This is a genomic window from Mammaliicoccus sp. RAM2 (genome assembly GCF_045897195.1).
GTDB classification, from domain to species: Bacteria; Bacillota; Bacilli; order Staphylococcales; family Staphylococcaceae; genus Mammaliicoccus; species Mammaliicoccus sciuri.
In genome coordinates, this window is record NZ_JBJNWI010000006.1 from 162,737 (window position 1) to 174,556 (window position 11,820).

Annotated in this window: 15 protein-coding genes; 5 read left to right on the forward strand and 10 right to left on the reverse strand. The window is 34.3% G+C overall.

Going from position 1 to position 11,820, the window contains the following annotated elements:
- Window positions 1-19 precede the first annotated feature (19 nt).
- Both ACJTHF_RS10535 and ACJTHF_RS10540 read right to left on the reverse strand, forming a co-directional pair.
- The gene (locus tag ACJTHF_RS10535) at window positions 20-355 is read right to left on the reverse strand and encodes a DUF5327 family protein (RefSeq protein ID WP_048541406.1); all 336 of its coding nucleotides are present in this window, start codon (window positions 353-355) and stop codon (window positions 20-22) included.
- Window positions 355-1,011, reverse strand: a complete 657-nt coding sequence (locus ACJTHF_RS10540; protein ID WP_048541405.1) for a uracil-DNA glycosylase — start codon at window positions 1,009-1,011, stop codon at window positions 355-357. Before ACJTHF_RS10540 ends, ACJTHF_RS10535 begins: the two co-directional genes overlap by 1 nt.
- A gap of 114 nt (window positions 1,012-1,125) precedes the next feature.
- On the opposite strand from ACJTHF_RS10540, the gene thiD reads away from it, so the two are divergent.
- A complete protein-coding gene (gene thiD, locus ACJTHF_RS10545; RefSeq protein WP_048541403.1) occupies window positions 1,126-1,956 on the forward strand; it encodes a bifunctional hydroxymethylpyrimidine kinase/phosphomethylpyrimidine kinase in 831 nt (276 codons plus the stop codon).
- A 581-nt stretch (window positions 1,957-2,537) separates the two neighbouring features.
- Here the strand turns inward: thiD and ACJTHF_RS10550 are convergent.
- The 4 genes from ACJTHF_RS10550 to ptsG form a co-directional block, all read right to left on the reverse strand.
- Window positions 2,538-2,876 carry a hypothetical protein gene (locus ACJTHF_RS10550; RefSeq protein ID WP_228065195.1) on the reverse strand — a complete coding sequence of 113 codons (339 nt, stop codon included), beginning with the start codon at window positions 2,874-2,876 and terminating at the stop codon, window positions 2,538-2,540.
- 104 nt (window positions 2,877-2,980) lie between these two features.
- Window positions 2,981-3,721 carry a glucosamine-6-phosphate deaminase gene (gene nagB, locus ACJTHF_RS10555; protein WP_048541400.1) on the reverse strand — a complete coding sequence of 247 codons (741 nt, stop codon included), beginning with the start codon at window positions 3,719-3,721 and terminating at the stop codon, window positions 2,981-2,983.
- A 2-nt stretch (window positions 3,722-3,723) separates the two neighbouring features.
- On the reverse strand, window positions 3,724-4,392 hold the full coding sequence (locus tag ACJTHF_RS10560; protein ID WP_048541398.1) for an N-acetylmannosamine-6-phosphate 2-epimerase: 669 nt from the start codon (window positions 4,390-4,392) through the stop codon (window positions 3,724-3,726).
- A gap of 15 nt (window positions 4,393-4,407) precedes the next feature.
- Window positions 4,408-5,943 (reverse strand): glucose-specific PTS transporter subunit IIBC, encoded by a 1,536-nt coding sequence (ptsG, locus tag ACJTHF_RS10565; protein WP_084755384.1) that lies wholly within the window; start codon window positions 5,941-5,943, stop codon window positions 4,408-4,410.
- A 125-nt stretch (window positions 5,944-6,068) separates the two neighbouring features.
- Between ptsG and ACJTHF_RS10570 the strand changes: the two genes are divergently transcribed.
- The 4 genes from ACJTHF_RS10570 (at window position 6,069) to folE2 (ending at window position 8,890) form a co-directional block, all read left to right on the forward strand.
- Window positions 6,069-6,875 (forward strand): MurR/RpiR family transcriptional regulator, encoded by an 807-nt coding sequence (locus ACJTHF_RS10570; RefSeq protein ID WP_078355017.1) that lies wholly within the window; start codon window positions 6,069-6,071, stop codon window positions 6,873-6,875.
- A 77-nt stretch (window positions 6,876-6,952) separates the two neighbouring features.
- Window positions 6,953-7,312 carry a YojF family protein gene (locus tag ACJTHF_RS10575; protein WP_025904884.1) on the forward strand — a complete coding sequence of 120 codons (360 nt, stop codon included), beginning with the start codon at window positions 6,953-6,955 and terminating at the stop codon, window positions 7,310-7,312.
- A 12-nt stretch (window positions 7,313-7,324) separates the two neighbouring features.
- Entirely contained in the window at window positions 7,325-7,993 is a 669-nt protein-coding gene (bshB2, locus tag ACJTHF_RS10580; RefSeq protein ID WP_037589936.1) for a bacillithiol biosynthesis deacetylase BshB2, read from the forward strand.
- 18 nt (window positions 7,994-8,011) lie between these two features.
- Window positions 8,012-8,890, forward strand: coding sequence for a GTP cyclohydrolase FolE2 (gene folE2, locus ACJTHF_RS10585; protein WP_048541390.1), 879 nt, complete (start codon window positions 8,012-8,014; stop codon window positions 8,888-8,890).
- Window positions 8,891-8,954: 64 nt separating this feature from the next.
- Here folE2 and ACJTHF_RS10590 read toward each other — a convergent pair whose 3' ends face one another.
- The 4 genes from ACJTHF_RS10590 to tadA all read right to left on the reverse strand — a co-directional run bounded on the left by ACJTHF_RS10590 (window position 8,955) and on the right by tadA (window position 11,765).
- On the reverse strand, window positions 8,955-9,362 hold the full coding sequence (locus tag ACJTHF_RS10590; RefSeq protein ID WP_048541388.1) for a GNAT family N-acetyltransferase: 408 nt from the start codon (window positions 9,360-9,362) through the stop codon (window positions 8,955-8,957).
- A gap of 308 nt (window positions 9,363-9,670) precedes the next feature.
- Entirely contained in the window at window positions 9,671-10,249 is a 579-nt protein-coding gene (locus ACJTHF_RS10595; protein ID WP_048541386.1) for an NADPH-dependent FMN reductase, read from the reverse strand.
- Window positions 10,250-10,353: 104 nt separating this feature from the next.
- Window positions 10,354-11,223: a Cof-type HAD-IIB family hydrolase gene (locus ACJTHF_RS10600; protein WP_048541384.1), complete on the reverse strand. Its 870-nt coding sequence runs from the start codon at window positions 11,221-11,223 to the stop codon at window positions 10,354-10,356.
- 59 nt (window positions 11,224-11,282) lie between these two features.
- Window positions 11,283-11,765 carry a tRNA adenosine(34) deaminase TadA gene (gene tadA, locus ACJTHF_RS10605; RefSeq protein WP_325878627.1) on the reverse strand — a complete coding sequence of 161 codons (483 nt, stop codon included), beginning with the start codon at window positions 11,763-11,765 and terminating at the stop codon, window positions 11,283-11,285.
- Window positions 11,766-11,820 lie beyond the last annotated feature (55 nt).

Below are 11,820 nucleotides of genomic sequence, written 5' to 3' on the forward strand. Positions count from 1 at the left end.
TGTTATCTCCCTTTCTTATTTAAAAATCAAATATTGAATCTCCGTTACCTATGCCATCATCTGTTGTTAATTGATTTTCTGCTTTATTTACAGATGGTTCGTTACGCACTTTACCACCCATTTTTCTAATTTCTTCATCTGAAATTTGTGGTTTTGCTTTTGGTGTTGGTTTAGGTGTTGAAGAAATATTTTGTTCTACTTTAATATCGTGCGTTAAATCGTCTTCTTTATCTACCAATCCACTTAACGTATGAATGGCGTGCATGTGGCGATTAAAGACTTCATTTGTTGAAGCATTGTCAGCAGCAACGAGTTCTTCTTCTATTGCAGCAATTAATTGTGATCTACTTATCATTAAATGTCACCTCCACACCAATTAATGGACTCTTTACCACTTGCAATAAGATATTCATTCGTCTTACTAAATGGTTTAGACCCAAAGAATCCTCTATAAGCCGATAATGGACTTGGATGTACAGATTGTATAATATGATGGCGTTCTGTATCAATAAGCTTGATCTTAGATTGTGCAGGTTTACCCCAAAGTATAAACACAACATCTTCTAATTCACTGGAAACATGTTTAATAATTTCATCAGTAAATATTTCCCAGCCAATATTTTTATGTGAATGTGCTTGATGTGCTTCTACTGTTAAGACGGTATTTAAAAGTAATACACCTTCCTTAGCCCAATCTTGCAAGTGAGGTGTCGTTCTCTTACAACCTATATCGTCTTCTAGTTCTTTATAAATATTTCTTAATGAAGGTGGGAATTTTGCGTCTGGTTGTACTGAAAAAGCTAAGCCATGCGCTTGATTCGGACCATGATAAGGATCTTGCCCGAGAATAACCACTTTCACATGATCTAAAGGTGTTAAATCAAATGCTTGATAAATATTTTCTCTATCAGGATAAATCGTCTTACTACTATATGCTTCTTCTAAAAATGACTCCATTTCAGAAAAATCATGTTCGGATTTTATTTTATGAAATATTTGTTGCCAATCCATATTATTCACCTCAATAAAAATGATAACATAGCACTCAAGAAAAGGTCATAACTATTTTTTACAATTAAAAAACGTGATATGATAAAATATATGAATTATTGGGAGGAATCATCAATGGCATTAAAAAAAGTCTTAACAATAGCAGGATCAGACACAAGTGCTGGAGCTGGAATGCAAGCAGATTTAAAGACATTCCAAGAGCATGACACATATGGAATGGTTGCATTAACAGCAGTCGTTACAATGGACCCACAAACATGGTCACACGACGTAACACCATTACCTCTTGATTTACTAGATAAACAATTAAACACAGCTATTTCAATCGGACCAGATGCAATTAAAACAGGTATGCTTGGTTCTGAAGAAATTATTAAACGTGCACGTCAAACATATGACGAAGCAGACGCTGAAATTTTCGTAGTTGACCCTGTAATGGTATGTAAAGGTGAAGACGAAGTACTTAACCCGGGAAATACTGATGCAATGATTAAAGAACTATTACCAAAAGCAACAGTCGTTACACCAAATTTATTTGAAGCTGGCCAACTTTCAGGTTTAGGTAAACTAAGCTCAATTGATGATATGAAAAAAGCAGCAGAAAAAATCCACGAACTTGGTGCACAATATGTTGTCATTAAAGGTGGAAAAGCTTTAGAATCAGATAAAGCTTATGACTTATATTATGACGGACAAAAGCACGTCCTATTATCAACAGATAAATTCCAATCAAGTTATAACCACGGTGCAGGTTGTACATTCGCAGCTGCAACAACAGCTAACTTAGCAAACGGCGAATCACCAGAAGATGCAATCATACATGCAAAAGCATTCGTAGCATCAGCTATTAAAAACGGTTGGAAAATGAACGACTTCGTAGGTCCAGTAGATCACGGCGCTTCAAACCGTATCGAAAAAATAGAAGTATATACTGAAGAAGTATAATAAAAAGCTGTACGCGTGTGCGTACAGCTTCATAATGTCGACAACGTCTTAGACTTTGTTGGCATTTTTTTGTGGGAGTGATAGGGAAGTGGTACTATTTTGATGGCTCTTATAAACACTTCTGGCTAAACTTGTTCATAACGGGGGTGTTGTGAACACTTCTCGCCAAACTTGTTCATAACGAGGGCGTTGTGAACACTTCTCGCCAAACTTGTTCATAACGAGGGCGTTAATTACAAAAGTTAGCTGAAATGTTACTAAGGACGTCTATAGTTACAAAACTCAGCTGAAGTGTTACTAAGGATAGCCATATTTACAAAACTCGGTCGAAGTGTCACTATGGACCTCCTTAATTACAAAACGCGTCAGAACTGTAAATATGACACACAGTATTTGCACCTTCAGCCAAAACTGCTTTTAACAGCCCCACTATTTGCACTTCTCGCCAAAACTGCTAATAACGACAAGAGTCCACCACATGGGCTTCTCAAACCCAACACCCAAATATAAGCAAAAGCCGAGACAACATTTCGTGTCTCGGCTTCATTCAATACGATACGCACATGCGTACAGCTTTTCTATTATGATTTCATGATACTAAATTCTGCTGTGACTTTCGCCACTTCTTTACGGTTCTTAAATAATGTCATTTGATATTGATAAAATGCATTATCTCCCTCTTTAGTTTCATTTAAACATTCTAATTCTGCGATGTAATTTTCTAATGTCATAATACGTTCTGTCTGTTCAAACTCACTTTTAATTTGTTTAAGTTTTGTATCATTTCTCATAAATGGCTTAAAACTATTAAACTCTCGAAGTACGCTTAATAAATATTGAACTGGTACTTCTTCATAGTACTGATATCCCATTATATTACAATAATCTAAAACCGCTTCATCGTTAAATGAAATGCGCATTGTTTCCAATAATTCCACCCGCCATTTCTTGAGGCTAATCTCAGTTGTAATTGTACTTTAAAGAGTATCATCATTCAAGTGAATTTTTACTATGACTTATTACTCTAAATGTCGTCTTCTTCACTTAAATACGCATTATTATCTAGTATAACTTCCACATTAGGATGATTATACAAAACAGAGGCAGGTAAGTCTGTCGTAATGTCACCAGTTAGTAATCGTTTAATTGCTTCTGCTTTCTTCGGTCCATAAGCTAATAGTATAATACGTTTAGCTTTCATAATAGATTGAATACCCATAGAAATTGCTTGCTCTGGGACTTCTTCAATCGTTTCGAAGTATCTACTATTCGCTTCTATTGTAGACTCTGTTAAATCAACAATACTTGTCAAACTATCAAATGAAGTTCCTGGTTCATTGAAACCAATATGGCCATTTTCTCCAATACCTAGAATTTGAACATCTATTGGTCCTTCTTGATCTAATAATGCTTCATAACGTTTTGTTTCTGCTTCTAAATCTTCTGCCGAACCGTTTGGTAAATGTATACGTGATTCGTTCCAAGATGGTAAATGATTAAAGAGCACGTCATGCATATATGTGTAGTAACTTTCTGGATGATCATAATCGATACCAATATATTCATCTAAATTAAATGTCGTGATTTCACTCAAATCAATTTCATTAATTCTAATCAGATTCACAAGTTGTTCATATACACGAACCATCGTTCCACCAGTTGCTAATCCAAGTACACTTTTTTTATTTGAAATAATTTGCTTTAATAACTCATTCGCAACATAGTGACATGCTTCCTCTTTAGATCCTAAATTTATGATTTGCATAATTATCCCTCTATTTCTTTTATAAATCTTTTGGCTATTTCTAAAGGTCTCGTAATAGCTCCACCTACGACTGTACAATGTACACCTAATTCTGTTACACGTTTAAACATTTCAGGAGTAATAACGTTTCCTTCTGCGATTACTTTTGCGTTAACATTGTCTAATACATCTTTTAAAAATTGAAAATCATTTTCGTATAATACATGACCTTTTGTATATTCTGTGTAGCCTCTTAAAGTTGTACCAACATAGTCGAAACCTAATTTATCTGCCTGAATGGCTTCTTCTAAATCAGAGACATCTGCCATAATTTCAACATTTGGCGCTTTCTCTCTAATATATGATACAAGTTCTTCAAGTGATTCTTTTGGTCTTTCTTGTTTAGTCGCATCTAACGCAATGACTTCACAACCACTTTCAATTAATTCATCGACTTCTTTTGAAGTTGCTGTGATAAATACCTTTGAACCTTCATAATCACGTTTTACAATTCCGATTACAGGTAAATCAATTTCTTCTTTAATAGCGATAATATCTTCTTTAGTATTCGCTCTAATACCTTTAGCACCTGCTTGAGATGCAGCTAATGCCATCTTACTCATGATAAAAGATGAATGTAATGGTTCATCCGGTAAAGCCTGACATGACACGATTAATCCTTGTGGTAACATTTATAAAAACACTCCTTATTGATTTTCTAATGCTTCTTCTACTTCATTTTTTATAGTCGTAACATGCGGACCATAAATGATTTGAATACCCGTTCCTTTTTTAACGACCCCTCTAGATTCTGTCGTCTTAATGAGATCTTCGTTGAACAAATGTTCATCATTAATCGTTACACGTAATCTTGTTGCGCAACAATCAACTGTATCTATGTTTTCTTTTCCACCTAAACCTTTAATAATTGTTTCGGCACGTTCACTTGCTTCAACAGTTTGCACAGCTTCACTATCTTCACGTCCTGGTGTCTTAAAGTTAAATTTCGTAATTAAAAATCTAAATGTTACATAGTATAAGAAGAACCAAACTATACCGATAGGAATGACTAATAAATAGTTCGTCTTACTATTCCCTTGTAACACACCGAAGAGGATATAATCAATGAATCCGCCACTAAAGGTTTGACCGACAGTGATGTTAAATATGTCAGCCATCATAAATGCTAAACCATCAAATATTGCATGGATAACATATAATACTGGTGCTATGAATAAGAAACTAAATTCAAGTGGTTCTGTAATACCTGTTAAGAATGATGTTAATGCTGCAGAAAGCATTAAGCCCCCTACTACTTTTTTCTTCTCTGGTTTAGCTGTGTGGTAAATTGCTAAAGCTGCACCAAGCAACCCGAACATCATTGTAATAAAACGACCAGACATGTATCTAGAAATACCTGAATAATAATGTGTTAAATCTGCATCTCCTAATTGTGCAAAGAAGATATTTTGAGTCCCTTGAATGATTTTCCCGTTAATTTCCATCGTACCACCAAGTGCAGTTTGCCAGAATGGTAAGTAGAATATATGGTGTAAGCCAAATGGCCCAAGCATACGTAATATAAATCCATAAATAAACGTCCCGATAACACCCGTTTTATTAACAAGACCACCCGCATTGAATATCCAACCTTGAATCGTTGGCCAAACAAAGAACAAAATAACACCTAGTACGATTGACGCAATTGACGTTACAATCGGTACGAATCTCGATCCACCAAAGAATCCTAAGAACGGTGGCAATGTGATTTTGTTATATTTATTGTGTAGCATGGCAGTCATAATACCGACGATAATCCCACCGAATACACCTGTTTCGACAGTTTGAATACCTAGTACCATACCTTGTCCTGCTTTAGCTAACTCTTCTGGTGCTGCAACATTATCCGTAATCGTTAATAATGCGTTCATCGTCGCATTCATAATTAAGAATCCTAACATTGCTGCTAAACCTGCTGTACCTTTATCACTTCTTGCTAAGCCTATCGCAACCCCGATTGCGAATAATACTGGTAAATTCGCAAAAACGATATTCCCCGCTGATGACATTAAAATAAATATGTACTGTAATAAATCTACGTCTAAAATCGGATATGCTTTAATTGTGTTTGGATTACTTAAAGCACCCCCGATACCTAATAACAACCCTGCTGCAGGTAAAATTGCTATGGGTAACATAAATGATTTCCCGAATTGCTGTGCTTTATCAAAAATTTTACTCATTCGAACACCTACCTCCTTATTTACCCTAAATATAACACCATGAAAATTATAGTCAACTTTATTATTTGTTTTGAAAAATATTTTCAATTATAATGTTATTTATTCTATAAATTGAGGTGTCCTTCATGAATTTTGAAAATCGTATTCAACAATTTTCATACCTTTTCACAAAGTCTGATGAAAAGATTGCTAGATTTATACTCGATCATCCAGTTGGCGATCATTTTTCAACAATTACTTCATTAGCTTATGCAATTGGTGTATCAACTTCTAGCATTACAAGATTTAGTCATAAATTGAACTATCAACATTTTCAAGATATGAAGTTCAATATTCAACAAACTTATGAGAAGACGGATATTCAAAACGTTCCACTCATTAAAAGAATCCACGAATATCATCAAACGCTTATACAACAAACTGGTGAATTTATATCTAACGATAAAATTAATCAACTGATTGATATTTTAACTAATAGTCGTCAAACGCTTTTTGCAGGTTTAGGGAGTTCTGGTTTAACAGCAACTGAATTCTATTATCGAACGATGAGAATGGGCATAGCTGGAAGTTCTGTAACTGATGCGCATCAAATGAAAATTGGTGCTTCGCTATTAAATCAAAATGATGCGTTAATTGCTTTTTCTAATAGTGGCAAGACAGAAGAACTGATTAATGCTGCTAAAATTGCTAAATCTCAAGGGGCAACTGTTATTGCGATTACAAACTATGCTGGCAGTGAACTGACTGCTTATTCTGACATTGTCATCATGACGATTGATCAAACGAGAGTGAACGATAAACAATTCATTAACACACAAATTTCAGCACATTTCTTGATTGATGTTGTCAGTTATATGTTGTTAGAGCGAAAAGATAATATGAATCTTTATCAGCATACGAGAGACGTCATACTTCAAGACAATAAATCATAACTTGTGAGCAGAATGTATATAAATTTACTCAAGAATTTAGTAGAATAGTAAAGTATATACTATGAGGAGTGAAAGGCATGGAATTAATTCAAGTAGATCAAGTACAATCACTAATATCGGAATATGAAAATAAGCCAGTTTATCTCCATGTAGAAACAACAAATGGTGCTTATGCAAACCATTTTGATAGCAAAGTATTTAATGCTGGTACATTTTTAAGAAATATTCAAGTTACTTTTACACACGCACATTTAACGGGCGGTAATAAAGAACCTTATCGTGTTGGTTTAAAATTAGACAACAATGGTTGGGTTTATGTTCAAGGATTAACACATTATGAAGTAACTGAAAATAACGAACTATTAATAGCGGGACTAAATTATGAAGGACAACTTGCTGCAACTTTAGAAATTAGTAGCAATCCTTTCAAGGATTAAGAGGTGAATACAATGAATGACGAAAGACAAGTATTAGTTATTTTTCCACATCCAGACGACGAAGCATTTGGAACATCTGGTACATTAAGTAAGTTCGTGGACAATGGTACACCTGTAACTTACGCGTGTTTAACGTTAGGACAAATGGGCCGTAACCTAGGTAACCCACCTTTTGCTACACGTGAATCTTTACCATTTATAAGAGAACGTGAATTAGATGCAGCAGCTGAAGCGATTGGTATCACGGATTTAAGAAAAATGGGCTATAGAGATAAAACAATCGAATTTGAACCTAAAGATGAATTAGATAATATGGTAAAATCATTAATAGATGAACTTAACCCATCATTGATTATTTCATTCTATCCTGGTTATTCCGTTCACCCCGACCATGAAGCAACTGCAGAATCAGTTGTAAGAACAGTCAGTCGTATGGAAGCATCAGCAAGACCTAAATTACACCTTGTGGCATTTAGTAATGACACATACAGCGATTTAGGAGAACCGGATATTAATATAGACATTACTGGATACGAAGAACGCAAGATGAAAGTCCTTAAAGCTCATGCGTCTCAAACAGGTCCAATGTTACAAAACCTTGCTTCAAATACTCAAGAAGGTGAAGCGGCTAAAGATATGTGGATGAAGACAGAACATTTCTGGACATATCATATTGAATAGATAGTGGAGGCAATGTGAATGACACAATTAGATTTATCAACACGTGAAGCGCGCTGGAAATATTTCGGTTCAGTTGACCCTATTAAAGGTACGAAACCAACTGAAAAAGAAAAGATGCCTGATTTACAAAGCTCTAAGAAAGATTTCCTGTTCGAAATTGAACATGTTGGTATCAAGAACTTAATTTACCCTGTAAGAATTGATGATTTTCAAACAGTTGGAAACTTCGAATTTTCAACTAGTTTAAATCAAGACGAAAAAGGTATTAATATGAGCCGTATTATCGAAAGTGTTGAAAAACATTATGATAACGGTGTAAAACTAGATTTCGATCATCTAACAACATTATTAAATACACTACAAACTGCAATGATTCAAAATACTGCATCAGTAGATGTAACAGCAAAATGGTTCTTTAACCGCTTTAGCCCAGTTACAAACCAAAAGGCAGTCGGTCATGCAGATATTAGATATATCTTATCCGTTTCAGAAGATAAAATAACAAAGAAATCTTTAGGTATAGAAGTACCTGTAACAACGTTATGCCCATGTTCTAAAGAAATTAGTGAATACTCCGCTCATAATCAGCGTGGTATTATCACAGTCCTAATTGATTTAGATCCAGAAGTAAGCCTACCAGATAACTATAAAGATATTGTATTAGACGGTATGGAGGCTAACGCAAGTTCAATGTTATATCCAATCTTGAAACGAACTGACGAAAAAGCCGTAACAGAAAGAGCATATGAGAATCCAAGATTTGTAGAAGATTTAATTAGATTGGTAGCAGCTGATTTAGTAGAATTAGAATGGATTCAAGGATTTGAAATCGAATGCCGAAACGAAGAATCTATACATCAACACGATGCGTTCGCAAGATTAAAATATACTAAGTAATTTAAATAGAGAACGGACCGACGTAGAAAAGTCGGTCCGTTTTTTGGTTGTGGATGCGGGAGGGCTATTGGTTGATCTTCATGAAAGCAGTACAGTCATATTTATCTAATGACAGTAACTCATTCTTTTCATAAAAATTGATAGTTTTTTCTGATGTGTCCGTCATTAATACAACTTGTCTGACATGATTAAATCGTTCTTTAATCATATTTAAAAGCTTGCTACCTATTCCGTTACCTTGATAATCAGGATCTATAAGAATATCTTGTACATATGCAATTGAATGATCATCGCTTATAATTCTAGTCAATCCAACTAATTGATCATTATCCCATACAGTTACAAAGTAACAAGTATTTTTTAATAGCACCGTCATATCTTCATTATTCTTTACATATACATCCCAACCGACACTTAAATATAACTTTTGTAAATCCTCATTGTTAGGTATTCTCTTTATTGAATATTCCATGGTGATACCCCCTATTATTGCTTAATCATCAAGTTATCAAAAGTCCATATTATTATAATAAGGTAATTATACATTATTATGGTCGTTTGTGATGTTGTTATAAGTTGGTATTCCGTTTTCGGGTCGATATTTTATTTTATCGGTCCATATTTCCCGTTTCTGGATCGCTAATTTTTCTTATCGGTCCATATTTCTCGTTTCTGGACCGATAATTTTCCATATCGGTCCATATTCCTCACCCCAGCCCGATATTCCCACCATTCTCTATAAAGAAAAGAGCAACAGCCTAAGCTATTGCTCTCCTCTTATTATGAATTTACTTCTTCTGTTTCAATCCACGGGTTATTTTGTATTAATTTTGTGATTTGTTCTGTAAATAATTTAACGCGTAATTTAATATCATCTACATCTACATAATATGTGCCGTCTTCTGTTTTACCATAGTCTGCATCTTGTGTTGAGATTTGGACTGGCACTGCAATACCTAATAAGTTTCTCATAATAATACGTAAATGTGATAATGGTTCTGTACTGCGCATACCACCACTATTACATATTAAGCCTACAGGTTTCATTTTAAATTGATCCATCGTTAAATGATCTAATGCATTTTTCAGTATACCTGAATATGAACCGTGATAATTTGGTGTACCGATAATAATTGCATCGGCGTCTTCAGCTTTCTCACGTAATTCATTTACATTATCTTTAACGCGTTCGTCATTTAAATGCTTGCCTGATACATCTAGAAACGGTATTTGTTTATCATATAAATCAAACAATGTTACTTCCGCACCTTGTTCTTCTAAATTACCTCGAACAAATTGTGCTAGTGCATGTGTATGTGAATATTGTTTTGCGCTACCTACAATAAGTAATACTTTCAATGTTGTCACCTCAAAATTTTAATGATTATCATTACCGACCATTATAACATACAAAAAAACTATGAATTCAAATTTATAGGAAAATCATTCTTTTGGACGATGTTTTAGCGGTCATAATCTTTGAGTGCATGTATAATCGCTTTACCTACACCACTATGTTCATTAGTGTCTGTAACATAATCTGCTATCTCTTTAACTTCGGGTGCACCATTTTCCATGGCAACTGCATATCCTGCTTTTTCTAACATAGAAACGTCATTTAAATTATCACCAATTGCCATTACATCTGACATTGGAATGTTTAATTGATTTGCTATTTCTTCTAAAGCAATACCTTTTTGAGCATCTGAATGCGTAATTTCGATATTCCCTCTTGATGAAGAAGATACAGCTAAACTTTTTGATTCTGAAATTTCAGCTTTAGCTCTATCAATTTTAGTTAAGTCACTCGCGAAGGCCAATATTTTCAAAATGATTTCGCCTGGTCTATTTTCGATTTCATCGTAACTATCGACAGTTTTTAAAGTACCGTTGTCAATTCTACTTTGAATGTTGGCACGAATTTTTTTAACATCTGCTTTTTGACCTGCTTTTTCAGCGATATCAACGTATATTTCTAAATCTTTTTCTGGGTCTTCTGTATATATACCGAAGTTTGTATATACTTGATAATAAATATCTTCTTTATTTAAGACGCCTGTAATTTTATTGATTAATGGACGCGTTAATTTAGATGTATGAACGATGTTGAATTCTTCATCTCTTACTTCTGCACCATTTAAACAAATATATGGTAATGTTAAATCTGTTTTTTCAATTGGACTGTTTGCTTCATAAAATGCTCTACCCGTAGCTATAACGACAGTTATCCCTTTAGATTGTGCATACTTTATTGCTTCATAATTTTCATTAGAAACTTCATGTGCAGCGTTTAATAAAGTACCATCCATATCTGTTGCGATTAACTTAATCATGAAAGTAACCTCTTTTCTTTATATTCAACATAAATTTTAACAAATAACAGTAATAATCTCTATGAATCTGTATTATTCTGCTTAATTTGTTTTTTTAAACTCCTTTTTTCCTTAAAAAATGTTCGTAACATGTCACCACATTCTTGTTCGAGTATCCCTCTTTCAACTGTAGCTCGATGATTGAAGCGTGTATCTTCTATTAAATTCATTAAGCTACCACTACAACCGCCTTTTAAATCTGTCGCGCCGTATACGACATGAGGAATTCTACTCATAACAATAGCGCCTGAACACATAACACAAGGCTCTAACGTAGCATATAATGTTGTCTCTTCAAGACGCCATGAATTAAGGTACTTGGCCGCTTCTTGTATCGCAATCATTTCAGCGTGCGCTACAGGGCTTTGATCATGTTCTCTTAAATTATGTCCTCTGCCAATTACTTCATCTTTATAAACAATTATTGCGCCAATCGGTACTTCATCCATTGCCCAAGCTTTTTTTGCTTCTTCAATTGCAAGTTTCATATATTTTTCATGCACGCTACATTTCACTCCGTTTAATTTGTGATAGAATAAGTATGTCTATTTTAACATC

Bases quoted from the DNA above. Each gene is read 5' to 3' on its own strand.
- nagB (WP_048541400.1), bottom strand. From the start codon at position 3,721: ATGCAAATCATAAATTTAGGATCTAAAGAGGAAGCATGTCACTATGTT.
- bshB2 (WP_037589936.1), top strand. From the start codon at position 7,325: ATGAATGACGAAAGACAAGTATTAGTTATTTTTCCACATCCAGACGAC.
- ACJTHF_RS10560 (WP_048541398.1), bottom strand. From the start codon at position 4,392: ATGTTACCACAAGGATTAATCGTGTCATGTCAGGCTTTACCGGATGAA.
- ACJTHF_RS10570 (WP_078355017.1), top strand. From the start codon at position 6,069: ATGAATTTTGAAAATCGTATTCAACAATTTTCATACCTTTTCACAAAG.
- folE2 (WP_048541390.1), top strand. From the start codon at position 8,012: ATGACACAATTAGATTTATCAACACGTGAAGCGCGCTGGAAATATTTC.
- ACJTHF_RS10575 (WP_025904884.1), top strand. From the start codon at position 6,953: ATGGAATTAATTCAAGTAGATCAAGTACAATCACTAATATCGGAATAT.
- ptsG (WP_084755384.1), bottom strand. From the start codon at position 5,943: ATGAGTAAAATTTTTGATAAAGCACAGCAATTCGGGAAATCATTTATG.
- ACJTHF_RS10590 (WP_048541388.1), bottom strand. From the start codon at position 9,362: ATGGAATATTCAATAAAGAGAATACCTAACAATGAGGATTTACAAAAG.
- thiD (WP_048541403.1), top strand. From the start codon at position 1,126: ATGGCATTAAAAAAAGTCTTAACAATAGCAGGATCAGACACAAGTGCT.
- ACJTHF_RS10535 (WP_048541406.1), bottom strand. From the start codon at position 355: ATGATAAGTAGATCACAATTAATTGCTGCAATAGAAGAAGAACTCGTT.
- ACJTHF_RS10600 (WP_048541384.1), bottom strand. From the start codon at position 11,223: ATGATTAAGTTAATCGCAACAGATATGGATGGTACTTTATTAAACGCT.
- ACJTHF_RS10540 (WP_048541405.1), bottom strand. From the start codon at position 1,011: ATGGATTGGCAACAAATATTTCATAAAATAAAATCCGAACATGATTTT.
- ACJTHF_RS10550 (WP_228065195.1), bottom strand. From the start codon at position 2,876: ATGCGCATTTCATTTAACGATGAAGCGGTTTTAGATTATTGTAATATA.